The sequence below is a fragment of the Enterobacter sp. N5-15 genome (assembly GCF_057221635.1).
Window position 1 is genome coordinate 1,346,922 of the sequence record NZ_CM170150.1, and the last position, 26,190, is coordinate 1,373,111.

Annotated in this window: 25 protein-coding genes; 24 read left to right on the plus strand and 1 reads right to left on the minus strand. The window is 55.3% G+C overall.

Going from position 1 to position 26,190, the window contains the following annotated elements; translation table 11 throughout:
- Positions 1-15 precede the first annotated feature (15 nt).
- The 7 genes from AC2TE5_RS06280 (at position 16) to nei (ending at position 6,122) form a co-directional block, all read left to right on the plus strand.
- Positions 16-222, plus strand: a complete 207-nt coding sequence (locus tag AC2TE5_RS06280) for a YbfA family protein (protein ID WP_014069366.1) — start codon at positions 16-18, stop codon at positions 220-222.
- A gap of 599 nt (positions 223-821) precedes the next feature.
- Complete coding sequence (gene phrB, locus AC2TE5_RS06285) at positions 822-2,234, plus strand: deoxyribodipyrimidine photo-lyase (protein ID WP_213330652.1); 1,413 nt, start codon at positions 822-824, stop codon at positions 2,232-2,234.
- Between the two features lie 10 nt (positions 2,235-2,244).
- On the plus strand, positions 2,245-2,988 hold the full coding sequence (locus tag AC2TE5_RS06290) for a type 2 GTP cyclohydrolase I (RefSeq protein WP_063143159.1): 744 nt from the start codon (positions 2,245-2,247) through the stop codon (positions 2,986-2,988).
- A 14-nt stretch (positions 2,989-3,002) separates the two neighbouring features.
- Complete coding sequence (gene pxpB, locus AC2TE5_RS06295) at positions 3,003-3,659, plus strand: 5-oxoprolinase subunit PxpB (RefSeq protein ID WP_121425441.1); 657 nt, start codon at positions 3,003-3,005, stop codon at positions 3,657-3,659.
- Complete coding sequence (gene pxpC / locus AC2TE5_RS06300) at positions 3,653-4,585, plus strand: 5-oxoprolinase subunit PxpC (RefSeq protein WP_134349100.1); 933 nt, start codon at positions 3,653-3,655, stop codon at positions 4,583-4,585. Before pxpB ends, pxpC begins: the two co-directional genes overlap by 7 nt.
- The gene (gene pxpA, locus AC2TE5_RS06305) at positions 4,572-5,312 is read left to right on the plus strand and encodes a 5-oxoprolinase subunit PxpA (protein ID WP_484612852.1); all 741 of its coding nucleotides are present in this window, start codon (positions 4,572-4,574) and stop codon (positions 5,310-5,312) included. The genes pxpC and pxpA overlap by 14 nt, the downstream gene beginning before the upstream one ends.
- An 18-nt stretch (positions 5,313-5,330) precedes the next feature.
- Positions 5,331-6,122 (plus strand): endonuclease VIII, encoded by a 792-nt coding sequence (gene nei / locus AC2TE5_RS06310; RefSeq protein WP_213330658.1) that lies wholly within the window; start codon positions 5,331-5,333, stop codon positions 6,120-6,122.
- 99 nt (positions 6,123-6,221) lie between these two features.
- Here the strand turns inward: nei and AC2TE5_RS06315 are convergent, their stop codons facing one another.
- Positions 6,222-7,505: a citrate synthase gene (locus tag AC2TE5_RS06315; RefSeq protein WP_213330571.1), complete on the minus strand. Its 1,284-nt coding sequence runs from the start codon at positions 7,503-7,505 to the stop codon at positions 6,222-6,224.
- A 639-nt stretch (positions 7,506-8,144) separates the two neighbouring features.
- On the opposite strand from AC2TE5_RS06315, the gene sdhC reads away from it, so the two are divergent.
- The 17 genes from sdhC (at position 8,145) to tolB (ending at position 26,157) form a co-directional block, all read left to right on the plus strand.
- Positions 8,145-8,549 carry a succinate dehydrogenase cytochrome b556 subunit gene (sdhC, locus tag AC2TE5_RS06320; protein ID WP_020684965.1) on the plus strand — a complete coding sequence of 135 codons (405 nt, stop codon included), beginning with the start codon at positions 8,145-8,147 and terminating at the stop codon, positions 8,547-8,549.
- A complete protein-coding gene (gene sdhD / locus AC2TE5_RS06325; RefSeq protein WP_008501088.1) occupies positions 8,543-8,890 on the plus strand; it encodes a succinate dehydrogenase membrane anchor subunit in 348 nt (115 codons plus the stop codon). Before sdhC ends, sdhD begins: the two co-directional genes overlap by 7 nt.
- A complete protein-coding gene (gene sdhA, locus AC2TE5_RS06330) occupies positions 8,890-10,656 on the plus strand; it encodes a succinate dehydrogenase flavoprotein subunit (protein WP_014883036.1) in 1,767 nt (588 codons plus the stop codon). Before sdhD ends, sdhA begins: the two co-directional genes overlap by 1 nt.
- A gap of 15 nt (positions 10,657-10,671) precedes the next feature.
- A complete protein-coding gene (gene sdhB, locus AC2TE5_RS06335) occupies positions 10,672-11,388 on the plus strand; it encodes a succinate dehydrogenase iron-sulfur subunit SdhB (RefSeq protein WP_407220315.1) in 717 nt (238 codons plus the stop codon).
- Positions 11,389-11,657: 269 nt separating this feature from the next.
- On the plus strand, positions 11,658-14,465 hold the full coding sequence (gene sucA, locus AC2TE5_RS06340) for a 2-oxoglutarate dehydrogenase E1 component (protein ID WP_213330569.1): 2,808 nt from the start codon (positions 11,658-11,660) through the stop codon (positions 14,463-14,465).
- A gap of 14 nt (positions 14,466-14,479) precedes the next feature.
- Positions 14,480-15,700 (plus strand): 2-oxoglutarate dehydrogenase complex dihydrolipoyllysine-residue succinyltransferase, encoded by a 1,221-nt coding sequence (gene odhB / locus AC2TE5_RS06345; RefSeq protein WP_008501093.1) that lies wholly within the window; start codon positions 14,480-14,482, stop codon positions 15,698-15,700.
- Positions 15,701-15,817: 117 nt separating this feature from the next.
- A complete protein-coding gene (sucC, locus tag AC2TE5_RS06350) occupies positions 15,818-16,984 on the plus strand; it encodes an ADP-forming succinate--CoA ligase subunit beta (RefSeq protein ID WP_047347067.1) in 1,167 nt (388 codons plus the stop codon).
- Entirely contained in the window at positions 16,984-17,853 is an 870-nt protein-coding gene (gene sucD, locus AC2TE5_RS06355) for a succinate--CoA ligase subunit alpha (RefSeq protein ID WP_008501094.1), read from the plus strand. The genes sucC and sucD overlap by 1 nt, the downstream gene beginning before the upstream one ends.
- Before the next feature lie 731 nt (positions 17,854-18,584).
- The gene (gene cydA, locus AC2TE5_RS06360; protein ID WP_213330573.1) at positions 18,585-20,153 is read left to right on the plus strand and encodes a cytochrome ubiquinol oxidase subunit I; all 1,569 of its coding nucleotides are present in this window, start codon (positions 18,585-18,587) and stop codon (positions 20,151-20,153) included.
- Between the two features lie 15 nt (positions 20,154-20,168).
- On the plus strand, positions 20,169-21,308 hold the full coding sequence (cydB, locus tag AC2TE5_RS06365) for a cytochrome d ubiquinol oxidase subunit II (RefSeq protein ID WP_213330567.1): 1,140 nt from the start codon (positions 20,169-20,171) through the stop codon (positions 21,306-21,308).
- 14 nt (positions 21,309-21,322) lie between these two features.
- On the plus strand, positions 21,323-21,436 hold the full coding sequence (gene cydX / locus AC2TE5_RS06370) for a cytochrome bd-I oxidase subunit CydX (protein ID WP_003858598.1): 114 nt from the start codon (positions 21,323-21,325) through the stop codon (positions 21,434-21,436).
- Entirely contained in the window at positions 21,436-21,726 is a 291-nt protein-coding gene (gene ybgE / locus AC2TE5_RS06375) for a cyd operon protein YbgE (RefSeq protein WP_010428735.1), read from the plus strand. Before cydX ends, ybgE begins: the two co-directional genes overlap by 1 nt.
- 148 nt (positions 21,727-21,874) lie before the next feature.
- Entirely contained in the window at positions 21,875-22,279 is a 405-nt protein-coding gene (ybgC, locus tag AC2TE5_RS06380; protein WP_003858593.1) for a tol-pal system-associated acyl-CoA thioesterase, read from the plus strand.
- Positions 22,276-22,968: a Tol-Pal system protein TolQ gene (tolQ, locus tag AC2TE5_RS06385; protein ID WP_008501101.1), complete on the plus strand. Its 693-nt coding sequence runs from the start codon at positions 22,276-22,278 to the stop codon at positions 22,966-22,968. Before ybgC ends, tolQ begins: the two co-directional genes overlap by 4 nt.
- Before the next feature lie 3 nt (positions 22,969-22,971).
- Positions 22,972-23,400, plus strand: coding sequence for a colicin uptake protein TolR (tolR, locus tag AC2TE5_RS06390; protein WP_003858589.1), 429 nt, complete (start codon positions 22,972-22,974; stop codon positions 23,398-23,400).
- 28 nt (positions 23,401-23,428) lie between these two features.
- Positions 23,429-24,730 (plus strand): cell envelope integrity protein TolA, encoded by a 1,302-nt coding sequence (tolA, locus tag AC2TE5_RS06395; RefSeq protein WP_159513669.1) that lies wholly within the window; start codon positions 23,429-23,431, stop codon positions 24,728-24,730.
- A 134-nt stretch (positions 24,731-24,864) separates the two neighbouring features.
- On the plus strand, positions 24,865-26,157 hold the full coding sequence (gene tolB / locus AC2TE5_RS06400) for a Tol-Pal system beta propeller repeat protein TolB (protein ID WP_484613316.1): 1,293 nt from the start codon (positions 24,865-24,867) through the stop codon (positions 26,155-26,157).
- Positions 26,158-26,190 lie beyond the last annotated feature (33 nt).

A 26,190-nucleotide genomic window follows, 5' to 3' on the forward strand; every position in this document is an offset into this window, starting at 1 on the left:
TATAGGGGAGAAAATATGGATCTTTATAAAGAGTATCCGGCTCATATCGTGTTCATGCGTCGCACTTTCGCCGTAGTGGCTGGTGTGCTGGCGCTGCCGGTGATGCTGTTCTGGAAAGATCGTGCACGTTTTTACAGCTATCTGCACCGCGTCTGGGCTAAAACCAGCGAGAAGCCGGTGTGGATGGATCAGGCCGAGAAAGCGACCTGCGATTTCTACTGATACGAAGACTACACATAGCAATAAAAAAACCGCCACATTGCTGTTGGCGGTTTTTTTGTCCCTCAGGATTCGCGGTCCGTTGGGTGGTCTTCAAGCCCTCGTCAGAGGCTTACAAGAATATCTCGGGTCCTTAAGTAATCAAACGGCAAATCCCTAAATAGATTCTTAAAAATCATTTCAGTGGATTACCTTTTACGCGAGGGCCAACTACTATGCAGCGTCCCTTTCCGCCATCTCGCACATGGGCACCGGTCCCGGGAAAGGCGTCACCACAACCGTAAGTCAGGCTCTCGTCAGGGCTTGTGTCCACCGACTTATCACCGGTGGTGAACGGTGGAGCGGTTAGCTGCAGGGACCGCATAATGAAACGCTATTTTTGCATCGCGTTCATTGTCGCCAGCGTGCTCGTTGTAAAGAGCGATGAACCGAATGTGTTTGTCGCTTTAACCACGATAGCGCAGGACAAGTAGCGTTAAGGCCGCCTCGGGCGGCCTTTTTTATTTCATCCCGTCTACACTTCATGGCAAAGTAGTTCAATGCATGCTTTTTCCTTTTACGGCATGCCCTTATGGACATAATGGACAATAGCCTGGAGTTTTATGCCCACCCATCTGGTTTGGTTTCGCGCGGATCTGCGCGTACATGACAACATCGCACTCGCGGCGGCCTGTCGCGACAAAGACGCTAACGTACTGGCTCTGTTTATGGCCACGCCCGAGCAGTGGCGGCAGCACGATATGGCTCCCCGCCAGGCGGCCTTGCTGCGTGCGTATCTGAACGATCTGCAGCACTCGCTTGCCGGAAAAGGCATACCGCTTCTCTATAAAGAGGTGAGTGATTTTGCCGCACAGCTGCAGACGGTGCAGGAGATCTGTAAGCAGCACAACGTCACGCATCTTTTTTACAACTATCAGTACGAATTCAACGAGCAGCAGCGCGATCGTCAGCTGGAGAAGATGCTGGAAGGGGTGGTCTGCGAAGGTTTTGATGACAGCGTGATGCTGGCACCGGGCAGCGTGATGACCGGCAGCCACGAGATGTATAAAGTTTTTACGCCGTTCAAAAATGCCTTTATCAAACGTCTCAAAGAGGCGCTGCCGGAGTGCGTTGCCGCGCCTGCCGTGAGAGGTGAAGCCATAAAGGACCTGTCTGAACTGACGTTTGATTACCCTCAGCAGCCGTTTGATGAAACGCTGTTCCCCGCCGACGAGAAAGCGGCTATCGCCCAACTGCGCCAGTTCTGCAAACAGGACGCGGCCTGTTACGACGCGCGTCGGGATTTTCCCGCCATCGAGGGCACCAGCCGCCTGTCGGCCTGTCTGGCGCTGGGCGCGATCTCTCCTCGCCAGTGTTTACATCGCCTGCTGGCGGAGCAGCCGCAGGCGCTGGAGGGGGGCGCAGGGTCCGTCTGGTTGAATGAACTGATCTGGCGCGAGTTCTACCGCCATCTGATGACGTATCACCCTGATTTATGTAAACATCGACCCTTCATCAACTGGACGGAGAAGGTGGAGTGGCAAACGAACGATCGGCTGCTGAAAGCCTGGCAAACAGGGCAGACGGGTTATCCGATAGTCGATGCCGCCATGCGTCAGCTTAACGAGACGGGGTGGATGCACAACCGCCTGCGGATGATTACCGCCAGCTTTCTGGTGAAGGATCTGCTTATCGACTGGCGTATCGGAGAGCGCTATTTTATCTCTCAGCTGATCGATGGCGATCTCGCGGCGAATAACGGCGGCTGGCAGTGGGCGGCCTCCACCGGCACCGATGCGGCGCCCTATTTCCGGATTTTTAATCCGACCACTCAGGGACAAAAATTTGATGCGGACGGCGAGTTTATCCGCCGCTGGGTGCCTGAGCTTAACGGTATACCTGCTAAAGCGATCCACGAACCGTGGGCATGGGCGGATAAACAGCGTGTAAAGCTGGATTACCCTCGTCCGGTTGTCGACCATAAACAGGCGCGTGTCGCCACGCTGGCGGCGTACGAAGCTGCTCGCAAAGCATAAGAGAGTGATGATGAAAAACAGCGAACTGGAAAGCCTGATTAACGAAAAACTGAACAGCACGTCCTTCAGCGATTACGGCCCGAACGGGCTCCAGGTTGAGGGGCGCGAGACGGTGCAAAAAATTATTACCGGCGTGACGGCAAGCCAGGCGCTGCTGGACGAGGCTGTTCGTCAGGACGCTGACGCGGTGATTGTCCATCACGGTTACTTCTGGAAAAACGAATCGCCGATTATTCGCGGGATGAAGCGCAACCGCCTGAAAACGCTGCTGGCAAATGACATCAACCTGTACGGTTATCACCTGCCGCTGGATGCGCACCCGGAGCTCGGCAACAACGTCCAGCTGGCGCAGCTCCTGGGGATTACCGTGATGGGCGAAATTGAGCCGCTGGTGCCGTGGGGCGAACTGGCGATGCCGGTTCCAGGACTGGAGCTGGCATCCTGGATTGAAGCGCGCCTGGGGCGTCGCCCGCTGTGGAGCGGCGATACCGGTCCGGATACGGTGAAGCGTGTTGCCTGGTGTACCGGGGGCGGTCAGGGCTTTATCGACAGCGCCGCGCGTTTTGGCGTCGATGCTTTTATCACCGGCGAAGTTTCCGAGCAGACCATTCATTCGGCGCGTGAACAGGGACTGCATTTTTACGCGGCGGGCCATCATGCCACCGAGCGCGGCGGCATTCGCGCCCTCAGCGAGTGGCTGACGGAAAATACCGACCTGGATGTGACCTTTATTGATATCCCTAACCCGGCCTGATGAGAGGTGCCTGAGTGCAGCGAGCGCGTTGTTATCTACTGGGAGAAACGGCAGTGGTTCTGGAGCTCGAGCCGCCGGTGACCCTTGCCACGCAAAAGCGAATCTGGCGGCTAACGCAGCGTCTGGTCGAACTACCGGAGGTGGTTGAAGCCATTCCGGGGATGAATAACATTACCGTAGTGCTGCGTAGCCCGCATACGCTGGCGCTGGATGCCATCGAACGTTTGCAGCGCTGGTGGGAAGAGAGTGAGGCCCTGGAGCCGGAATCGCGTGCCATTGAGATCCCGGTCGTTTATGGCGGTACGGGTGGGCCGGATCTTAGCGTGGTGGCAGACCACTGCGGATTAACTGAAAAGCAGGTTGTTGAGCTGCACAGCTCGGTGGACTACGTGGTCTGGTTCCTGGGGTTTCAGCCCGGATTTCCGTATCTGGGGGGATTATCCCCTCAGCTGCATACGCCACGCCGTGCCGAACCGCGCCTGAGCGTACCGGCGGGGACGGTGGCTATCGGCGGCGAGCAGACCGGCGTTTATCCGCTGACATCGCCTGGCGGCTGGCAGCTTATTGGGCATACCGCCACACCGCTATTTGACCCGGGGCTGGAGACGCCAATACTCCTGCGTCCCGGCGATACCCTTCGCTTTATCCCGCAGAAGGAGGGGGTATGTTAACGCTTATTCGCGCCGGGCTTTATACCTCCGTACAGGATGCGGGCCGCTTTGGCATGCGCCAGTCTGGCGTGAGCTATTGTGGCGCGCTGGACAGGCCTGCGCTGGAGATTGCTAACGTGCTGGTGGGCAACCCCGGCAATACGGCCGCACTCGAAATTACGCTCGGCCAGTGCGTCATTGAGTTTAGTCAGGAGACCTGGTTTGCCTTAACCGGCGCAGGGTGTGACGCGACGCTGGACGGCAAAGCGGTGTGGACCGGCTGGCGGCTGCGGGCGAAAGCCGGACAGCGTCTGACCTTAAAGCGTCCTTTGCACGGGGTACGTAGCTATCTCGCGGTGGCGGGGGGCATCGACGTGCCGGAAGTGCTGGGCTCATCCAGTACCGATCAGAAAGCCGGGATCGGCGGGCACGAAGGACGCCTGCTGCGCGACGGCGATCGGCTGGCAATCAAGCCCTCCGCGCGCCATTTCTCCACCACGCAGGGCGTAAAACAGCTGCTGTGGGGAAACCAGATCCGCGCCTTACCGGGGCCGGAATATCATGAGTTTGACGAGGCTTCTAAAGAGTCCTTCTGGCGCTCACCGTGGAAGCTCAGCCCGCAGAGTAACCGTATGGGCTACCGTCTGCAGGGGCAGCCGCTGACCCGCACGACGGACCGGGAGCTGCTCTCCCACGGGTTATTGCCGGGTGTCATTCAGGTGCCGGGCAACGGTCAGCCCATCGTGTTAATGAACGACGCGCAAACTACCGGCGGTTACCCGCGCATTGCCTGCATCATTGAAGCCGATCGCTACCATCTGGCGCAAATTCCCCTCGGCCAGCCGATTCACTTCGTGCAGTGTTCGCTGGAGGAGGCGCTGAAGGCGCGGCAGGATCAGCAGCGTTATCTGGAGCAGCTGGCGTGGAGGCTTGATGGTAAAGATTGATTTGAATGCCGATCTGGGGGAGGGCAGCAGCGCCGATGCGGCGCTGATGACGCTGGTCACCTCGGTCAATATTGCCTGTGGCTTTCACGCGGGCGATGCGCAAACCATGCTGGAGAGCGTGCGTAATGCCATCAAAAACGGCGTCGCGATAGGCGTTCATCCGAGCTTCCCCGATCGGGAAAACTTTGGCCGCACGGCGATGGATCTGCCGCCTGAGACGGTCTACGCTCAGGTGCTCTACCAGATCGGCGCGCTGGAGGCGATGGTGCGCGCCGAGAACGGTGTGATGCGCCACGTGAAGCCGCACGGCATGCTCTATAACCAGGCGGCGAAAGATCCGGCGCTGGCGGAGGCCATTGCTCGCGCGGTGCGGGACTGTAATCCGCAGCTGATTCTGGTAGGCCTTGCGGGCAGCGAGCTTATTCGCGCCGGACAGCGGCTGGGCCTGATCACCCGTCAGGAAGTGTTTGCCGATCGGGGATACCTGCCGGACGGCAGCCTGGTTCCACGTACGCAGGCCGGGGCGCTGATTACCGACGAAGCTAAAGCGCTGGCGCAGACGCTGGAGATGGTGCGCGCCGGGCGGGTGACCGCCGTGGACGGAACACCGGCAAACGTGCAGGCCGATACGGTGTGTTTACACGGCGACGGCGAGCATGCGCTCCAGTTCGCGCGCCGCTTGCGGGCGGCGTTCTCTGAAGAGGGCATTCTGGTCAGCGCAGAATAATCATGAAAGGACAATAACATGCCTGAAGGTCCGGAAATCCGCCGCGCGGCGGATAGCCTGGAGGCGGCGATAAAGGGCAAACCGTTGACGGATGTCTGGTTTGCTTTTCCTCAGCTAAAACCGTTTGAATCACAGCTGGTGGGGCAGACGGTGACTAGTATTGAAACGCGCGGCAAAGCCTTGCTTACGCACTTTTCCCATAACCTGACGTTATATAGCCATAACCAGCTTTACGGCGTCTGGCGGGTTGTGGAGGCGGACGAGCAGCCGCAAACCACCCGCGTGCTGCGCGTCAGGCTGCAAACGGCGGATAAGGCGATCCTGCTCTATAGCGCGTCGGATATCGAAATGTTAACGCCGGAGCAGCTGCTGACGCACCCGTTTCTGCAGCGGGTCGGGCCGGACGTGCTGGACATGCGCCTGACGGCGAGCGACGTAAAGGCCCGGCTGTTATCACCTAAATTCCGTAACCGACAGTTTTCCGGTCTGTTCCTCGACCAGGCCTTTCTGGCCGGGCTGGGTAACTACCTGCGGGTAGAGATCCTCTGGGAAGTCGGGATGGCGGCGCAGCATAAAGCGTCTCAGCTGAATGATGAACAGCTGGAGGCGCTATCCCACGCGCTGCTGGATATTCCGCGGCTGTCGTACAACACGCGCGGCGTGGTGGATGAGAACAAGCATCACGGGGCGCTGTTCCGGTTCAAGGTGTTTCATCGGGCGGGGAAAAAGTGCGAGCGATGCGGCGGGATTATCGACAGGATTATGCTCTCTTCCAGACCTTTTTACTGGTGCCCGCACTGCCAGAAATAAAAGTAAAACGGTAACCCAAGGGTTACCGTTTTTAAGGTTTTCCCCCTCTCCCTGTGGGAGAGGGCCGGGGTGAGGGCATCAGGCCGCACCCAACTCCTGTTAGCGCTTAATATCAGACTTAAAATCACGCTGCTCGTAGCCGGTATACAGCTGACGAGGACGGGCGATTTTCATGCCTTCGCTGTGCATTTCGTTCCAGTGCGCAATCCAGCCTACGGTACGGGCCATGGCGAAGATTACGGTGAACATGGAAGACGGAATACCCATCGCTTTCAGAATAATGCCAGAGTAGAAATCGACGTTCGGGTAGAGTTTCTTCTCGATGAAGTACGGGTCGTTCAGCGCGATGTGTTCCAGCTCCATCGCCACTTCCAGCAGGTCATCTTTGGTACCCAGCTCTTTCAGCACTTCGTGGCAGGTCTCACGCATGACGGTAGCGCGCGGGTCGTAGTTTTTGTAAACACGGTGACCGAAGCCCATCAGGCGGAAGGAGTCATTCTTGTCTTTCGCGCGACGCACGAACTCAGGAATGTGCTCAACGGTGCTGATCTCTTCCAGCATCTTCAGTGCCGCTTCGTTCGCGCCGCCGTGCGCCGGTCCCCACAGGGAGGCGATGCCCGCAGCGATACAGGCGAACGGGTTCGCGCCTGAAGAGCCCGCGGTACGGACGGTAGAGGTAGAGGCGTTCTGTTCGTGGTCAGCGTGCAGGATCAGAATACGGTCCATCGCGCGTTCCAGCACCGGGTTCACTTCGTACTCTTCGCACGGCGTGGAGAACATCATGCGCAGGAAGTTACCCGCGTAGGAGAGATCGTTGCGCGGATACACAAACGGCTGGCCGATAGAGTATTTGTAGCACATCGCCGCCATGGTCGGCATTTTGGACAGCAGGCGGAACGCCGCGATATCACGGTGACGCGGGTTATTCACGTCAAGGGAGTCGTGGTAGAACGCCGCCAGCGCACCGGTAATCCCGCACATCACCGCCATTGGGTGAGAGTCACGGCGGAACGCATGGAACAGACGGGTGATCTGCTCATGGATCATGGTGTGACGGGTCACGGTGGTTTTGAATTCATCGTACTGTGCCTGCGTCGGTTTTTCGCCGTTCAGCAGGATGTAGCACACTTCCAGATAGTTGGATTCGGTGGCTAACTGATCGATGGGGAAGCCGCGATGGAGCAGGATACCTTCGTCACCGTCAATGTAGGTGATTTTGGATTCGCAAGATGCGGTAGAGGTAAATCCAGGGTCAAAGGTGAACATACCTTTAGAACCCAGCGTACGGATATCAATAACATCCTGACCGAGCGTGCCTTTTAGCACATCCAGTTCAATAGCAGTGTCACCATTTAGGGTGAGCGTTGCCTTTGTATCAGCCATTTACGGTCTCCTTAGCGCCTTATGCTTAAGACTGCGCTTCACCGGATTTGCTTTCAGCTGTAGATCACCGTTACCAGATTGTTATTTGGCTTACCGCTCAGCTCACGAGGACAAACCAGGGTACAGAGCTATGGCGCCTTGCAGGTAAACGAATGAAATATCAGTGAAACAACAGCAAATCAGCGTTTTTGCAGTCCGAATTATTCAAACCTGTATATCACTAATAACTGTCCTGATAACTTCGGTCAATACCATCACACTGTTACATAACTATTTGTCAGGTGAAAGTGAGACCTCATAACTTTTGCGCATTATATGCCTTTTCTGATGACGTTTGTAACAATATTGTTTAACATTTGTCAAATCAGATGATTAAAAATTAAAAAGATGTTGTTATCGTGACCCTGATCACTGTTCCAGAGAAAACCCGACAAACTGTATGTAGGTTAATTGTAATGATTTTGTGAACGGCCTATACTGCCGCCAGGTCTCCGGAACACCCTGCAATCCCGAGCCACCCAGCGTTGTAACGTGTCGTTTTAGCATCTGGAAGCAATGTTTTGCATGACGCGCAGTTATAGAAAAGGAACGCTGCTTGACCCGCATCGCAGTCCGGAGGAAGGAAACAATAAGAACAGCATGTGGGCGTTATTCATGATAAGAAATGTGAAAAAACAAAGACCTGTCAATCTGGATCTCAAAACGATCCGGTTCCCTGTAACAGCAATAGCGTCCATTTTGCACCGTGTATCCGGTGTGATTACGTTTGTGGCGGTCGGTATTCTGCTGTGGTTGCTGGGGACCAGCCTCTCTTCTCCTGAAGGATTCCTCCAGGCCTCTGCCATCATGAACAGCTTCTTCGTGAAATTCATCATGTGGGGCATTCTGACCGCGCTGGCGTACCACGTCGTCGTGGGTGTTCGCCATATGCTGATGGACTTTGGCTACCTGGAAGAGACTTTCGAAGCCGGGAAACGCTCCGCTAACATTTCATTTGTGATTACAGTCGTGCTTTCACTTCTCGCAGGAGTTCTCGTATGGTAAGCAACGCCTCCGCATTAGGACGCAACGGCGTACATGACTTCATCCTGGTCCGTGCTACCGCCATCGTTCTCACGCTTTACATCATCTATATGATCGGTTTCTTCGCGACCAGCGGCACGCTGACGTGGGAAATCTGGAGTGGGTTCTTCGGCTCCGCCTTCACCAAAGTGTTCACCCTGCTGGCTCTGTTCTCCATCCTTATTCATGCCTGGATTGGCATGTGGCAGGTGTTGACCGATTACGTTAAACCGCTGGCGATTCGCCTCCCGCTGCAGCTGGCCATTGTCGTTGCACTGGTGGTTTACGTTATTTATGGATTCGTTGTGGTGTGGGGTGTGTAATGAAACTGCCAGTCAGAGAATTTGATGCTGTTGTGATTGGTGCCGGTGGCGCAGGTATGCGTGCCGCACTGCAAATTTCCCAGAGCGGCCAGACCTGTGCGCTGCTCTCTAAAGTTTTCCCGACCCGTTCCCACACCGTGTCTGCGCAGGGCGGTATCACCGTTGCGCTGGGTAACTCCCATGAAGACAACTGGGAATGGCACATGTATGACACGGTAAAAGGTTCCGACTACATCGGCGACCAGGATGCCATCGAATATATGTGTAAAACCGGCCCGGAAGCGATTCTGGAGCTGGACCATATGGGTCTGCCGTTCTCCCGTCTGGAAAATGGCACTATCTATCAGCGTCCGTTTGGCGGCCAGTCGAAAAACTTCGGCGGCGAGCAGGCGGCACGCACCGCGGCGGCGGCTGACCGTACCGGTCACGCGCTGCTGCACACCCTGTACCAGCAGAACCTGAAAAACCACACCACTATCTTCTCCGAGTGGTATGCGCTGGATCTGGTGAAAAACGCCGATGGCGCAGTTGTCGGCTGTACCGCGCTGTGCATCGAAACCGGTGAAGTGGTTTACTTCAAAGCTCGCGCTACCGTGCTGGCGACCGGCGGCGCAGGCCGTATCTATCAGTCCACCACCAACGCCCACATCAACACCGGTGACGGTGTCGGTATGGCTATCCGCGCGGGCGTGCCGGTGCAGGATATGGAAATGTGGCAATTCCACCCAACCGGTATCGCCGGCGCGGGCGTTCTGGTGACGGAAGGCTGCCGTGGTGAAGGTGGTTACCTGCTGAACAAGCACGGCGAGCGCTTCATGGAGCGTTATGCCCCGAATGCGAAAGACCTGGCGGGTCGTGACGTGGTGGCGCGTTCCATCATGATCGAAATCCGTGAAGGCCGCGGCTGTGACGGCCCATGGGGTCCACACGCGAAGCTGAAGCTCGACCATCTGGGTAAAGAAGTTCTGGAATCCCGTCTGCCGGGCATCCTGGAACTGTCCCGCACCTTCGCACATGTCGACCCGGTGAAAGAGCCGATTCCGGTTATCCCAACCTGCCACTACATGATGGGCGGTATTCCGACCAAAGTGACCGGTCAGGCGCTGACCGTGAACGAGCAGGGCGAAGACGTGGTCATCCCGGGCCTGTTTGCGGTAGGCGAAATTGCCTGCGTATCCGTACACGGTGCAAACCGTCTGGGCGGCAACTCCCTGCTGGACCTGGTGGTGTTTGGTCGTGCAGTGGGTCTGCATCTGCAGGAATCCATTGCCGAGCAGGGCGCGCTGCGTGATGCGACCGACGACGAAATTGATGCCTCTCTTGAGCGCCTCAACCGCTGGAACGGTAACCGTAACGGCGAAGATCCGGTGGAAATCCGTAAAGCGCTGCAGGAATGTATGCAGCACAACTTCTCGGTATTCCGCGAAGGCGACGCGATGGCGAAAGGTCTTGAGCAGCTGAAAGCGATCCGCGAGCGTCTCAAAAATGCCCGTCTGGACGACACCTCCAGCGAGTTCAACACCCAGCGCGTTGAGTGCCTGGAGCTGGATAACCTGATGGAAACCGCGTTCGCGACCGCGATGTCGGCAAACTTCCGTACCGAAAGCCGTGGCGCGCACAGTCGCTTCGACTTCCCGGATCGTGATGACGAAAACTGGCTGTGCCATTCCCTGTATCTGCCAGAGTCGGAATCCATGACGCGTCGTAGCGTCAATATGGAACCGAAACTGCGTCCGGCGTTCCCGCCGAAGATTCGTACTTACTAATGCGGAGACAGGATAATGAAACTCGAATTCTCAGTTTATCGTTATAACCCCGATGTTGATGACGCTCCGCGTATGCAGGACTACACCCTGGAAGCGGAAGAAGGTCGCGACATGATGCTGCTGGATGCCTTAATCCAGCTGAAAGAAAAAGATCCAACGCTGTCGTTCCGCCGCTCCTGCCGTGAAGGGGTTTGTGGCTCTGACGGGGTGAACATGAACGGCAAAAATGGCCTGGCCTGCATCACGCCAATTTCAGCGCTGCAGCGTCCTGGTCAGAAAATTGTTATCCGTCCTCTGCCAGGCCTGCCGGTCGTGCGTGATTTGGTGGTAGACATGGGGCAATTCTATGCACAATATGAGAAGATTAAGCCTTACTTATTGAATAATGGGCAAAATCCACCCGCTCGCGAGCACTTACAGTCTCCTGAGCAGCGTGAAAAACTCGATGGATTGTACGAGTGTATTCTCTGCGCATGCTGTTCAACGTCCTGCCCGTCGTTCTGGTGGAACCCGGACAAGTTTATCGGCCCGGCCGGTCTGCTGGCTGCCTATCGCTTCCTGATCGATAGCCGCGACACCGAAACCGATAACCGTCTGGAAGGACTAAGTGACGCTTTCAGCGTATTCCGCTGCCATAGCATCATGAACTGCGTCAGTGTGTGTCCTAAGGGGCTGAACCCGACGCGCGCTATCGGCCATATTAAGTCGATGCTGCTGCAGCGCAGTGCGTAAGTAGTGAGAGGGGAGCGCTGTTCCCCTCACCCTAACCCTCTCCCTGTGGGAGAGGGAACAGATTGCAGGAAATCTTTAAAAACTGCCGACGACCTTCCCCCTCTCCCCACGGGAGAGGGTCGGGGTGAGGGGAAACCCTTAAGACAGTTTCTAAAGGTTCCTTCGCGGGCCAAATGAAAAGAGCTCGCAGGTGAACCCCGGCACGTACACGTGGTGTGCGTGGTAGTTTCTACGGCGAAAGTAAGCATAAAAATGCTTAAGGGATCACGATGCAGAACGGCGCAATGAAAGCCTGGCTGGACTCTTCTTTCCTTTCTGGTGCAAACCAGAGCTGGATTGAACAGCTCTATGAAGACTTCTTAACCGATCCTGACTCAGTGGACGCAAACTGGCGTTCCATGTTCCAGCAGTTGCCTGGCACAGGGGTCAAACCGGATCAATTCCATTCCAAAACACGTGATTATTTCCGTCGTCTGGCGAAGGATGCCTCACGTTACTCTTCTGCGATTTCCGACCCTGACACCAATGCGAAGCAGGTTAAAGTCCTGCAGCTTATCAACGCTTATCGCTTCCGCGGTCACCAGCATGCGAATCTCGATCCGCTGGGACTGTGGAAACAAGACCGTGTGGCCGATCTCGATCCGGCGTATCACGATCTGACCGAGGCCGATTTCCAGGAAAGCTTTAACGTAGGTTCCTTTGCCATCGGCAAAGACACGATGAAGCTGGGCGATCTGATTGACGCGCTCAAGCAAACCTACTGCGGCTCCATCGGCGCGGAATACATGCACATTACCTCTACCGAAGAGAAACGCTGGATCCAGCAGCGCATCGAATCCGTAGCGGGCCACGCGACCTTCTCGGCTGACGAGAAAAAACGCTTCCTGAACGAACTGACCGCAGCGGAAGGGCTTGAGCGCTATCTGGGCGCGAAATTCCCGGGCGCAAAACGCTTCTCGCTGGAAGGCGGCGACGCGCTGGTGCCGATGCTGAAAGAGCTGATTCGTCACGCAGGCAAGAGCGGCACCCGTGAAGTGGTACTGGGTATGGCGCACCGCGGTCGTCTGAACGTGCTGGTCAACGTGCTGGGTAAAAAACCGCAGGACCTGTTCGACGAATTCGCGGGCAAACATAAAGAACACCTCGGCACCGGTGACGTGAAGTACCACATGGGCTTCTCGTCGGATATCGAAACCGAAGGCGGTCTGGTTCACCTGGCGCTGGCGTTTAACCCGTCACACCTGGAAATCGTTAGCCCGGTGGTTATTGGTTCCGTGCGTGCGCGTCTGGATCGTCTGGACGAGCCGAGCAGCAACAAAGTTCTGCCAATCACCATTCACGGCGATGCGGCGATTACCGGTCAGGGCGTTGTTCAGGAAACCCTGAACATGTCGAAAGCGCGGGGTTACGAAGTGGGCGGTACCGTTCGCATCGTGATCAACAACCAGGTGGGCTTCACCACCTCTAACCCGCTTGACGCGCGTTCTACCCCGTACTGCACCGACATCGGTAAGATGGTGCAGGCACCAATCTTCCACGTGAATGCGGATGACCCGGAGGCGGTTGCTTTCGTTACCCGTCTGGCGCTCGACTTCCGTAACACCTTTAAACGCGACGTGCTGATCGACCTGTTCTGCTACCGCCGTCACGGCCACAACGAAGCGGACGAGCCAAGTGCAACCCAGCCGTTGATGTATCAGAAAATCAAAAAACACCCGACCCCGCGCAAAATCTATGCTGACAAGCTGGAAGCGGACAAAGTGGCGACGCTGGAAGATGCGACCGAGCTGGTCAACCTCTACCGCGACGCGCTGGATGCGGGTGAATGCGTGGTGAAAGAGCTGCGTCCAATGAACATGCACTCCTTTACCTGGTCGCCGTACCTCAACCACGAGTGGGATGAGAGCTACCCGAACAAGGTTGAGATGAAGCGCCTGCAGGAGCTGGCGAAACGCATCAGCACCGTACCGGACGCTATCGAGATGCAGTCTCGCGTGCAGAAAATCTACGCTGACCGTCAGTCCATGGCGGCAGGCGAGAAGCTGTTTGACTGGGGCGGTGCGGAAACGCTGGCCTACGCAACGCTGGTTGACGAAGGCATTCCTGTTCGTCTTTCCGGTGAAGATGCGGGCCGTGGTACCTTCTTCCACCGTCACGCGGTGGTTCACAACCAGTCCAACGGTTCAACCTACACCCCGCTGCAGCACGTGCACAACGGTCAGGGCCAGTTCAAGGTCTGGGACTCCGTGCTGTCTGAAGAAGCGGTGCTGGCTTTCGAATACGGTTACGCCACCGCTGAACCACGCACCCTGACCATCTGGGAAGCGCAGTTCGGTGACTTCGCCAACGGCGCTCAGGTGGTTATCGACCAGTTCATCTCCTCCGGCGAGCAGAAATGGGGCCGTATGTGTGGCCTGGTGATGCTGCTGCCGCACGGTTATGAAGGTCAGGGTCCGGAGCACTCCTCCGCGCGTCTGGAACGTTATCTGCAGCTCTGCGCCGAGCAGAACATGCAGGTTTGCGTGCCGTCCACCCCGGCTCAGGTATACCACATGTTGCGTCGTCAGGCGCTGCGCGGTATGCGCCGTCCGCTGGTGGTGATGTCGCCGAAATCCCTGCTGCGTCATCCGCTGGCGGTGTCCAGCCTGGAAGAACTGGCAAACGGTACCTTCCAGCCGGCCATCGGCGAAATTGACGAGCTGGATCCGCAGGCCGTGAAGCGTGTGGTGATGTGTTCTGGTAAGGTTTATTACGACCTGCTGGAACAGCGCCGCAAGAACGATCAGAAAGATGTCGCCATCGTGCGTATCGAACAGCTTTATCCGTTCCCGCATCAGGCGATGCAGGAAGTGCTGAAACAATATGCTCACGTACATGATTTTGTCTGGTGCCAGGAAGAGCCGCTCAACCAGGGCGCATGGTACTGCAGCCAGCATCATTTCCGTGAAGTGATTCCATTTGGGTCAGCCCTGCGCTATGCAGGTCGCCCGGCCTCCGCCTCTCCGGCGGTAGGGTATATGTCCGTTCACCAGAAGCAGCAACAAGATCTGGTCAATGACGCGCTGAACGTCGATTAATTAAAGGATACAAAATGAGTAGCGTAGATATTCTTGTTCCCGACCTGCCTGAATCCGTAGCAGATGCGACCGTCGCTACCTGGCACAAAAAACCAGGCGATGCCGTTAAGCGCGATGAAGTGCTGGTAGAAATCGAAACTGACAAAGTGGTACTGGAAGTACCGGCTTCGGCGGATGGCGTTCTGGACGCGGTGCTGGAAGATGAAGGTACCACCGTTACCTCTCGTCAAATCCTGGGTCGCCTGCGTGAAGGCAACAGCGCGGGCAAAGAGTCCAGCGCGAAATCTGAAGAGAAAGCCTCTACGCCAGCTCAGCGCCAGCAGGCTTCTCTGGAAGAACAGTCTAACGACGCTCTCAGCCCGGCGATCCGTCGCCTGCTGGCTGAGCACAGCCTTGACCCGGCGGCCATCAAAGGTACCGGTGTGGGCGGTCGTCTGACCCGCGAAGACATCGACAAGCACCTGGCGAAAGCGCCTGCTCAGGCAGAAGCGAAAGCCCCTGCGGCGGCACCGGCAGCACAGCCTGCTCTGGGCGCCCGCAGCGAAAAACGCGTGCCGATGACTCGCCTGCGTAAGCGCGTGGCCGAGCGTCTGCTGGAAGCGAAAAACTCCACCGCGATGCTGACCACCTTCAACGAAGTGAACATGAAGCCAATCATGGACCTGCGTAAGCAGTACGGTGACGCGTTTGAAAAACGTCACGGTATCCGTCTGGGCTTTATGTCCTTCTACGTGAAAGCGGTAGTTGAAGCGCTGAAACGCTACCCGGAAGTGAACGCGTCTATTGATGGCGATGACGTGGTTTACCACAACTATTTCGACGTCAGCATGGCGGTTTCTACCCCACGTGGCCTGGTAACCCCGGTTCTGCGTGATGTGGATACCCTGGGTATGGCTGACATCGAGAAAAATATTAAAGAACTGGCTGTTAAAGGCCGCGACGGCAAGCTGACCGTAGACGATCTGACCGGCGGTAACTTCACCATTACCAACGGCGGCGTATTCGGCTCGCTGATGTCTACCCCGATCATTAACCCGCCGCAGAGCGCGATCCTGGGTATGCATGCCATTAAAGATCGCCCGATGGCGGTAGACGGTAAAGTTGAGATCCTGCCAATGATGTACCTGGCGCTCTCTTACGACCACCGCCTGATCGACGGCCGCGAGTCCGTGGGCTTCCTGGTTGCGATTAAAGAGCTGCTGGAAGATCCAACGCGTCTGCTGCTGGACGTCTAGTGACTATTTAGCATCACCTGCCCTGTAGGCCGGATAAGCGTAGCGCCATCCGGCACACAGACTGCGCCGGTCTACAGGTTTGAAGATAACGATTACCCTGAAGGATGGATAGAACACATGAATTTACATGAATATCAGGCCAAACAGCTGTTTGCCCGGTATGGCTTACCGGCTCCGGTGGGTTATGCCTGTACTACCCCGCGTGAAGCAGAAGAAGCTGCATCTAAAATCGGTGCCGGCCCGTGGGTAGTTAAGTGTCAGGTTCACGCTGGTGGCCGTGGTAAAGCGGGCGGTGTGAAGGTTGTTAAGAGCAAAGAAGAAATTCGTGCGTTTGCTGAACATTGGCTCGGCAAGCGTCTGGTAACGTACCAGACAGACGCGAACGGCCAGCCGGTTAACCAGATCCTGGTTGAAGCGGCGACCGACATCGCGAAAGAACTGTACCTGGGCGCGGTTGTTGACCGTAGCTCCCGTCGCGTGGTGTTCATGGCGTCTACCGAAGGCGGCGTGGAAATCGAAAAAGTGGCGGAAGAGACCCCGCACCTGATCCACAAAGTGGCAATCGATCCGCTGGCGGGCCCAATGCCTTACCAGGGTCGCGAGCTGGCGTTCAAACTGGGTCTGGAAGGCAAGCTGGTCCAGCAGTTCACCAAGATCTTCATGGGTCTGGCGAACATCTTCCTGGAGCGCGACCTGGCGCTGATCGAGATCAACCCGCTGGTGATCACCACCCAGGGCGACCTGATCTGCCTCGACGGCAAGCTGGGCGCTGACGGCAACGCGCTGTTCCGCCAGTCCGATCTGCGCGAAATGCGCGATCAGTCTCAGGAAGACCCGCGTGAAGCGCAGGCTGCACAGTGGGAGCTGAACTACGTGGCGCTGGACGGTAACATCGGCTGTATGGTTAACGGTGCGGGCCTGGCAATGGGCACCATGGACATCGTTAAGCTGCACGGCGGTGAGCCAGCAAACTTCCTCGACGTAGGCGGTGGCGCAACCAAAGAGCGCGTAACCGAAGCGTTCAAAATCATCCTCTCTGACGACAACGTGAAGGCCGTTCTGGTGAACATCTTCGGCGGCATCGTCCGTTGCGACCTGATCGCCGACGGTATCATCGGTGCGGTAGAAGAAGTGGGTGTTAACGTTCCGGTTGTTGTGCGTCTGGAAGGTAACAACGCTGAACTCGGCGCGAAAAAACTGGCTGACAGCGGCCTGAATATTATTGCAGCGAAAAGTCTGACGGATGCAGCTCAGCAGGTTGTTGCCGCAGTGGAGGGGAAATAATGTCAGTTTTAATTAATAAAGATACCAAGGTTATCTGCCAGGGCTTCACCGGTAGCCAGGGGACTTTCCACTCCGAACAGGCGATTGCCTACGGCACGCAGATGGTTGGCGGCGTAACGCCAGGTAAAGGCGGCACCACGCACCTGGGCCTGCCGGTGTTCAACACCGTGCGTGAAGCGGTAGAAGCGACGGGCGCAACCGCGACCGTGATCTACGTTCCGGCTCCGTTCTGCAAAGACTCCATTCTGGAAGCGATCGATGCAGGCATCAAGCTGATCATCACCATCACTGAAGGCATTCCGACGCTGGATATGCTGACCGTGAAGGTGAAGCTGGATGAAGCAGGCGTGCGCATGATCGGCCCGAACTGCCCAGGCGTTATCACTCCGGGCGAATGCAAAATCGGCATCATGCCGGGCCACATTCACAAGCCGGGCAAAGTGGGCATCGTGTCCCGTTCCGGTACCCTGACCTATGAAGCCGTTAAGCAGACTACCGACTACGGCTTCGGCCAGTCCACCTGCGTGGGCATCGGCGGTGACCCGATCCCGGGCTCTAACTTCATCGACATCCTGAAGCTGTTCCAGGAAGATCCACAGACCGAAGCGATCGTAATGATCGGTGAGATCGGTGGTAGCGCGGAAGAAGAAGCGGCTGCTTACATCAAAGAACACGTGACCAAGCCGGTTGTGGGTTACATCGCGGGTGTGACCGCGCCGAAAGGCAAGCGTATGGGTCACGCAGGCGCGATCATCGCTGGTGGTAAAGGTACGGCTGATGAGAAATTCGCAGCGCTGGAAGCCGCAGGCGTGAAAACCGTTCGCAGCCTGGCGGATATCGGCGAAGCACTGAAATCCATCATTAAGTAAGTCCTCTCTGCTCCCCGAAAGGGGGGCGTTGAAGTATAAAAATGTCCGTTTCGACATGGTTGGCCGCTGTAAAGCGGCCTTTTTTATTGCCTGCCGGACGTCATGCTATAGTCACAAATAGGTGTTAATTAGAGAGGGTGTAAAAGTAAAATAATTGTTATTTATTTACCTTAAAGAGAGAAGATGGAAAAAAACGAAAAACCCACTAAAATTTATGTCCTGAATAAATGAGGCATTCAGACTGCTAGGTTAATAAAAATCACTTCTGTTTATATTCACCCGTCGATTCGATAACCTTAATTGTATTTTATATACATATCTTTAACATGGTCTTTACTATGTTCACCGCATCAAAACACAATTAACATAACGGATTGTTTTTGATTTAAATCAATGTTTAATCCTTGGAAAAACCCATCAAAAGGCGCTAAATTGTCCCCGATCAAAATGGCCGAAAAGTGGTAATTTTGCTATAAATTGATCACCGTCGAAAAACGTAAATGTGATTCAATAAAAACCTGTTTATTGTAAGGGTTTTGCAGCGTATTATATTTGCGGGATCAATTTGAGTTTTTTATTAACGTATTTGTAACCTCACGTCATCGTTTTTATCCTCCTTTAGGGTAATAACGACGACAAGGATGCGAATAATTTGTATTGGGGCATGCGTGTGGATCTCTCTCTGACGGGGTTCACTCTCGGAGTCTTCATGCGATGAGCAAGGAGTCATGATGTTAGATATAGTCGAACTGTCGCGCTTACAGTTTGCCTTGACCGCGATGTACCACTTCCTGTTTGTGCCACTGACGCTCGGTATGGCGTTCCTGCTGGCCATTATGGAAACGGTATACGTTCTCTCCGGCAAACAGATTTATAAAGATATGACCAAGTTCTGGGGCAAGTTGTTTGGTATCAACTTTGCACTGGGCGTGGCAACCGGTTTGACCATGGAGTTCCAGTTCGGGACTAACTGGTCTTACTATTCCCACTATGTAGGGGATATCTTCGGTGCGCCGCTGGCCATTGAAGGTCTGATGGCATTCTTCCTCGAATCCACCTTTGTAGGTCTGTTCTTCTTCGGTTGGGACCGTCTGGGTAAAGTCCAGCATATGGCGGTGACCTGGCTGGTGGCATTAGGTTCGAACCTGTCCGCGCTGTGGATCCTGGTGGCGAACGGCTGGATGCAGAACCCTATCGCGTCTGATTTCAACTTCGAAACCATGCGTATGGAGATGGTCAGCTTTGCCGAGCTGGTCCTGAACCCGGTTGCGCAGGTTAAATTCGTTCACACCGTCGCTTCTGGCTATGTGTGCGGCGCGATGTTTATCCTGGGTATCAGTTCTTACTACATGCTACGCGGTCGTGACTTCGCGTTTGCTAAGCGCTCCTTTGCTATCGCTGCAAGCTTCGGTATGGCTGCAATCCTCTCTGTTATCGTTCTGGGTGATGAATCCGGTTACGAAATGGGTGACGTGCAGAAAACCAAACTGGCCGCCATCGAAGCCGAATGGGAAACCCAACCGGCGCCTGCTGCCTTTACGCTGTTCGGTATTCCCGATCAGGACGCGCAGGAAAACCGCTTCGCTATTCAGATCCCTTACGCGCTGGGTATCATCGCCACCCGTTCTGTTGATAAGCAGGTGACCGGTCTGAAAGAGCTGATGGTTCAGCACGAAGAGCGTATCCGTAACGGTATGAAAGCCTACTCGCTGCTGGAACAGCTGCGTGCCGGTTCTACCGACCAGACCGTTCGCGACCAGTTCAACGACGTGAAGAAAGATCTGGGTTACGGTCTGCTCTTGAAACGCTATACCCCGAACGTTTCTGATGCGACAGAAGCGCAGATCCAGATGGCCACCAAAGACTCGATTCCACGCGTTGCGCCACTGTACTTCGCATTCCGTATCATGGTGGGCTGCGGCATCATCATGCTGCTGATCATTGCGGCGTCCTTCTGGTCCGTGATTCGCAACCGCATCGGCGAGAAAAAATGGCTGCTGCGCACCGCGCTGTACGGCATTCCACTGCCGTGGATCGCTATCGAATCCGGCTGGTTTGTTGCGGAGTATGGCCGTCAGCCATGGGCGATTGGTGAGGTACTGCCAACGGCGGTAGCGAACTCTTCCCTGACAGCGGGCGACCTGATCTTCTCCATGCTGCTGATTTGTGGTCTGTACACCCTGTTCCTGGTGGCTGAACTGTTCCTGATGTTCAAGTTCGCGCGCCTTGGCCCAAGCAGCCTGAAAACCGGTCGCTATCACTACGAGCAGTCCACCGCGACTACTCAGCCGGCACGCTAAGACAGGAGTCATCAAATGATCGATTATGAAGTATTGCGTTTTATCTGGTGGCTGTTGATCGGCGTTCTGCTGATCGGTTTCGCCGTCACGGATGGTTTCGACATGGGGGTGGGGATGCTCACCCGTTTCCTCGGTCGTAATGACACCGAGCGTCGAATCATGATCAACTCCATCGCCCCGCACTGGGACGGTAACCAGGTGTGGCTGATCACCGCAGGCGGCGCGCTGTTCGCTGCCTGGCCGATGGTCTACGCGGCTGCGTTCTCCGGTTTCTACGTGGCGATGATTCTGGTGCTGGCCTCTTTGTTCTTCCGTCCGGTCGGTTTCGACTACCGTTCTAAGATTGAAGACACCCGCTGGCGCAACATGTGGGACTGGGGCATCTTCATCGGTAGCTTCGTTCCACCGCTGGTGATCGGCGTGGCGTTCGGTAACCTGCTGCAGGGCGTACCGTTCCACCTGGACGAATACATGCGTCTTTACTACACCGGTAACTTCTTCCAGCTGCTGAACCCGTTTGGTCTGCTGGCAGGCGTGGTGAGCGTGGCGATGATCATCACTCAGGGTGCAACCTACCTACAGATGCGTACGGTTGGCGAACTGCACCTGCGTTCCCGTGCTACTGCTCAGGTTGCGGCACTGGTGACGCTGGTCTGCTTCGCGCTGGCCGGTGTGTGGGTGGTGTACGGCATTGATGGCTACGTGGTGACGTCTGCAATCAACCATACTGCGCCGTCTAATCCGCTGACCAAAGAAGTGGCGCGTCAGGCAGGTGCATGGCTGGTGAACTTTAACAATACCCCTGCGCTGTGGGCTATCCCGGCTCTGGGCGTATTGCTGCCGCTGCTGACCGTGTTGACGTCTCGTCTGGAGAAAGGCGCTCTGGCGTTCGTGTTCTCATCACTGACCCTGGCGTGCATCATCCTGACGGCGGGTATTGCGATGTTCCCATTCGTCATGCCATCCAGCACCATGCTGAATGCTAGCCTGACCATGTGGGATGCAACCTCCAGCCAGTTGACGCTGAACCTGATGACGTATGTTGCTTGCGTGTTCGTACCGATTATCCTGCTCTACACCACCTGGTGTTACTGGAAAATGTTCGGTCGCATCACGAAAGAACATATCGAAAGCAACACCCACTCTATGTATTAAGTAAGGAGCTGAATATGTGGTATTTCGCATGGATTTTAGGGACGCTTCTTGCCTGTGCATTTGGTGTCATCACTGCCCTGGCGCTTGAGCACGTCGAAGCGACCAAAGCGGGTGAAGAAAAACACTAATGAATATTATCGCAACGTTATATGCGGTAATGGATAAGCGCCCGTTACGGGCGCTTTCTTTAGTGATGGCATTACTGCTGGCAGGTTGTATCTTCTGGGACCCTTCGCGCTTTGCAGCGAAAACCAGCGAGCTTGAAATCTGGCACGGCTTTCTCATTATGTGGGCGGTGTGTGCAGGTGTGATCCACGGCGTGGGCTTTCGTCCGAAAGCCGTTCACTGGCAGGGAATTTTTTGCCCGCTGATTGCCGATCTGGTGCTTCTCGCCGGTTTGATTTTCTTCTTCTTCTGAATAAGAAATGTCCGTTAACGTTATGGGCTTACCCTAGCCCATAAAAATTTACTCTCCGTTTACTTTCTCCCATTCCCAACCCTCTTTCCCGCGCGTATAGTAGCGAAGTTTAAAAGCATTAACTTTTGTTGCATTACCGGGATGTAAAGTGAATACAACGCTGTTTCGATGGCCGGTTCGTGTCTATTACGAAGATACCGATGCCGGTGGTGTGGTTTACCACGCCAGCTACGTTGCTTTTTATGAACGGGCACGCACAGAGATGCTGCGCCATCATCACTTTAGTCAACAGGTACTGTTGGCTGAGCGAGTTGCCTTCGTGGTTCGCAAGATGACGCTTGAGTATTTTGCGCCTGCCAGACTCGACGATATGCTCGAAGTCCAAACTGAAATTACATCAATGCGCGGGACCTCACTGGTTTTCACGCAGCGGATAGTCAACGCAGAGAATACCGTACTGAACTCAGCTGAAGTACTGATTGTTTGTGTTGATCCAACCATAATGAAGCCTCGTGCGCTTCCTAAGTCTATTGTCGCGGAGTTTAAGCAGTGACTGACATGAATATCCTTGATTTGTTCCTGAAGGCAAGCCTTCTGGTTAAACTTATCATGTTGATTTTGATTGGTTTTTCAATCGCATCCTGGGCCATCATCATCCAGAGAACGCGTATCCTCAATGCCGCTGGCCGTGAAGCCGAAGCCTTTGAAGATAAGTTCTGGTCGGGTATTGAGCTTTCTCGTCTGTATCAGGAAAGCCAGGGGCGCCGTGAAAACCTTACAGGCTCCGAGCAAATTTTTTATAGCGGTTTCAAAGAGTTTGCCCGTCTGCATCGTGCAAACAATCATGCGCCGGAAGCGGTAGTGGAAGGTGCCTCGCGTGCGATGCGCATCTCTATGAACCGCGAGCTGGAAAATCTCGAAACGCACATTCCATTCCTCGGCACTGTCGGTTCCATCAGCCCGTATATCGGCCTGTTTGGTACCGTGTGGGGGATCATGCACGCCTTTATCGCGCTGGGCGCGGTGAAGCAGGCGACGTTGCAGATGGTTGCACCGGGTATCGCTGAAGCACTGATTGCGACCGCTATCGGTCTGTTTGCGGCAATTCCGGCGGTTATGGCTTACAACCGTCTGAACCAGCGCGTGAACAAACTGGAACTGAACTACGACAACTTTATGGAAGAGTTCACTGCGATTCTGCACCGTCAGGCGTTTACCAGCACCGAGAGCAACAAGGGGTAAACCATGGCCAGATCGCGTGGACGAGGTCGTCGCGAGCTCAAGTCCGAAATCAATATCGTTCCACTGCTGGACGTCCTGTTGGTACTGCTGCTGATCTTTATGGCGACAGCGCCAATCATTACCCAGAGCGTGGAAGTGGATCTGCCGGATGCGACAGAATCACAGGCGGTGAGCACCAATGACGATCCTCCGGTTATCATTGAGGTTTCCGGCGTAGGGCAATACAGCGTCGTGGTAGAGAAAGATCGTATGGATCAGCTGCCGCCTGAGCAGGTGATTGCTGAAGCGCAGCGTCGCCTGGAGTCAAATCCGAAAACGGTCTTCTTAATCGGTGGCGCGAAAGACGTACCCTACGATGAAATTATTAAAGCGCTGAACTTGCTACATAGTGCGGGTGTTAAGTCAGTTGGCTTAATGACCCAACCTATTTGATCATCCGCGTAGTTTTTGGGAACCGATAGTGTCAAAGGCAACCGAACAGAACGACAAGCTTAAGCGAGCGATAATCGTCTCCGCAGTGCTGCACGTTATTCTCTTTGCAGCGCTGATCTGGAGTTCGTTCGACGAGCATATTGATGCATCAGCCGGCGGCGGTGGAGGGTCTTCCATTGACGCCGTGATGGTGGATCCCGGTGCGGTAGTACAGAACTATAATCGCGAACAGCAGCAGAAGGCGAGTGCCAAACGGGCTGAAGAGCAGCGTGAAAAACAGTCGCAACAGCAGGCGGAAGAACTGCGTGAAAAGCAGGCCGCAGAGCAGGAGCGTCTGAAGCAGCTTGAGAAAGAACGTTTGCAGGCGCAGGAAGCCGCAAAAGAGCAGGCGGAGCAGCAGAAACAAGCCGAAGAGGCCGCGAAGAAAGCCCAGGAACAGCAAAAGCAGGCGGAAGAGGCGGCAGCAAAAGCCGCAGCGGACGCGAAAGCACAGGCTGATGCCCAGGCAAAATTAGCGGCAGAAGCGGCGAAGAAAGCCGCTGCAGATGCTCAGAAGAAAGCTGAAGCCGAAGCTGCGAAGAAAGCCGCGGCTGATGCCCAGAAGAAAGCTGAAGCGGAAGCGGCGAAGAAAGCCGCTGCCGATGCTCAGAAGAAAGCCGAAGCGGAAGCTGCGAAGAAAGCCGCTGCTGATGCTCAGAAGAAAGCGGAAGCCGAAGCCGCGAAGAAAGCCGCTCAGGACGCAGAGAAGAAAGCTGCTGCCGAGGCCGCTAAGAAAGCGGCTGCTGCTGAGAAAGCGGCAGCAGAAAAAGCAGCCGCCGCAGAAAAAGCCGCTGCTGATAAAAAAGCTGCAGCTGAGAAGGCCGCTGCCGATAAGAAAGCAGCAGCAGAAAAAGCCGCTGCGAAGAAGGCTGCAGCCGCTGAAAAAGCTGCTGCCGCCGCAGGGGTTGACGATCTGCTGGGCGATTTGAGCTCCGGTAAGAATGCACCGAAAGCGGGCGGTGGGGCGAAAGGAAACAACGCAGCGCCGACCGGAAGTGGTAACACTAAGAGTAACGGTGCGAGCGGGGCTGAAATCAACGGTTATGCCGCGCAGATTAAATCCGCTATTGAAAGCCGATTCTATGATGCGTCTTCCTATACCGGTAAAACGTGTACGTTGCGTATAAAACTGGCTCCGGACGGCATGCTGCTGGATATTAAGTCTGAAGGTGGCGACCCGGCTTTATGTACTGCGGCCCTGGCTGCAGCGCGTCAGGCGAAGATGCCTAAACCGCCGTCTCAGGCCGTTTACGAAGTCTTTAAAAATGCGCCGCTGGACTTCAAACCTTAAGTTACATTTTCCCCGTGCAAACGGGGAAAAATAGACCAGGTTTAGTCACAGGGTTCTGGTAGTTTTGTCTAATTGAGTTTGTTAACATTCTGCTAAATTATCGTGGGTAAGGTTACTCAGATAAGGGAGATATGATGAAGCAGGCATTACGTGTAGCATTTGGTTTTTTAATGCTGTGGGCAGCAGTACTGCACGCAGAAGTACGTATCGAGATCACCCAGGGGGTGGACTCGGCACGCCCAATCGGTGTTGTTCCGTTCCAGTGGGCCGGTCCTGGCGCTGCACCTGAAGATGCCGGTGGCATCGTGGCGGCTGACCTGCGTAACAGCGGTAAATTCAACCCGTTAGATCGTTCTCGTCTGCCTCAGCAGCCGGGTAGCGCGCAGGAAGTACAGCCTGCGGCATGGTCTGCACTGGGTATTGATGCCGTGGTGGTGGGTCAGGTTACGCCTAACCCGGACGGCTCCTACAACGTGGCTTGGCAGCTGGTGGATACCGGCGGTGCACCGGGTACCGTTCTGGCACAGAACTCTTACAAGGTCACTAAGCAGTACCTGCGCTACGCGGCACACGCTGCCAGCGATGCGGTATTTGAAAAACTGACCGGTATTAAAGGGGCGTTCCGTACCCGTATTGCTTATGTGGTGCAGACCAACGGTGGTCAGTTCCCGTATGAGCTGCGCGTATCTGACTACGACGGCTACAACCAGTTCCTGGTGAAACGTTCTTCACAGCCGCTGATGTCTCCAGCCTGGTCTCCGGACGGTTCTAAACTGGCCTATGTGACCTTCGAAAGCGGCCGTTCAGCGCTGGTTATCCAGACGCTGGCAAACGGTGCTGTTCGTCAGGTTGCATCTTTCCCACGTCACAACGGTGCGCCTTCGTTCTCACCGGACGGGTCTAAACTGGCCTTTGCGCTGTCAAAAACCGGTAGCCTGAACCTGTACGTGATGGACATTGGCTCTGGCCAGATCCGTCAGGTGACCGACGGTCGCAGCAACAACACCGAACCTTCATGGTTCCCGGACAGTCAAAACCTGGCGTTTACCTCTGACCAGGCTGGCCGTCCACAAATCTATAAAGTCAACGTCAACGGCGGTGCTCCGCAGCGTATTACCTGGGAAGGTTCGCAGAACCAGAACTCAGACGTGAGCACCGACGGTAAATTTATGGTAATGGTGAGCTCCAACGGTGGGCAGCAGCACATTGCCAAACAAGATCTGGTAGCGGGTGGCGTTCAAGTTCTGTCGTCAACGTTCCTGGATGAAACGCCAAGTCTGGCACCTAACGGCACGATGGTAATCTACAGCTCTTCTCAGGGGATGGGATCTGTGCTGAATCTGGTTTCTACAGATGGGCGTTTCAAAGCGCGTATTCCGGCAACTGATGGACAGGTAAAATCACCTGCCTGGTCGCCGTATCTGTAAATAATAATTAATTGATTACTAAAGGAATCATAG

Coding starts and splice junctions, on each gene's coding strand:
- AC2TE5_RS06315 (WP_213330571.1), bottom strand. CDS start 7,505: ATGGCTGATACAAAGGCAACGCTCACCCTAAATGGTGACACTGCTATT.
- sucC (WP_047347067.1), top strand. CDS start 15,818: ATGAATTTACATGAATATCAGGCCAAACAGCTGTTTGCCCGGTATGGC.
- cydB (WP_213330567.1), top strand. CDS start 20,169: ATGATCGATTATGAAGTATTGCGTTTTATCTGGTGGCTGTTGATCGGC.
- ybgE (WP_010428735.1), top strand. CDS start 21,436: ATGAATATTATCGCAACGTTATATGCGGTAATGGATAAGCGCCCGTTA.
- nei (WP_213330658.1), top strand. CDS start 5,331: ATGCCTGAAGGTCCGGAAATCCGCCGCGCGGCGGATAGCCTGGAGGCG.
- AC2TE5_RS06280 (WP_014069366.1), top strand. CDS start 16: ATGGATCTTTATAAAGAGTATCCGGCTCATATCGTGTTCATGCGTCGC.
- tolB (WP_484613316.1), top strand. CDS start 24,865: ATGAAGCAGGCATTACGTGTAGCATTTGGTTTTTTAATGCTGTGGGCA.
- sdhB (WP_407220315.1), top strand. CDS start 10,672: ATGAAACTCGAATTCTCAGTTTATCGTTATAACCCCGATGTTGATGAC.
- sucD (WP_008501094.1), top strand. CDS start 16,984: ATGTCAGTTTTAATTAATAAAGATACCAAGGTTATCTGCCAGGGCTTC.
- AC2TE5_RS06290 (WP_063143159.1), top strand. CDS start 2,245: ATGAAAAACAGCGAACTGGAAAGCCTGATTAACGAAAAACTGAACAGC.
- tolR (WP_003858589.1), top strand. CDS start 22,972: ATGGCCAGATCGCGTGGACGAGGTCGTCGCGAGCTCAAGTCCGAAATC.
- cydA (WP_213330573.1), top strand. CDS start 18,585: ATGTTAGATATAGTCGAACTGTCGCGCTTACAGTTTGCCTTGACCGCG.
- sdhD (WP_008501088.1), top strand. CDS start 8,543: ATGGTAAGCAACGCCTCCGCATTAGGACGCAACGGCGTACATGACTTC.
- odhB (WP_008501093.1), top strand. CDS start 14,480: ATGAGTAGCGTAGATATTCTTGTTCCCGACCTGCCTGAATCCGTAGCA.
- phrB (WP_213330652.1), top strand. CDS start 822: ATGCCCACCCATCTGGTTTGGTTTCGCGCGGATCTGCGCGTACATGAC.
- pxpC (WP_134349100.1), top strand. CDS start 3,653: ATGTTAACGCTTATTCGCGCCGGGCTTTATACCTCCGTACAGGATGCG.
- cydX (WP_003858598.1), top strand. CDS start 21,323: ATGTGGTATTTCGCATGGATTTTAGGGACGCTTCTTGCCTGTGCATTT.
- sdhC (WP_020684965.1), top strand. CDS start 8,145: ATGTGGGCGTTATTCATGATAAGAAATGTGAAAAAACAAAGACCTGTC.
- sucA (WP_213330569.1), top strand. CDS start 11,658: ATGCAGAACGGCGCAATGAAAGCCTGGCTGGACTCTTCTTTCCTTTCT.
- pxpA (WP_484612852.1), top strand. CDS start 4,572: ATGGTAAAGATTGATTTGAATGCCGATCTGGGGGAGGGCAGCAGCGCC.
- sdhA (WP_014883036.1), top strand. CDS start 8,890: ATGAAACTGCCAGTCAGAGAATTTGATGCTGTTGTGATTGGTGCCGGT.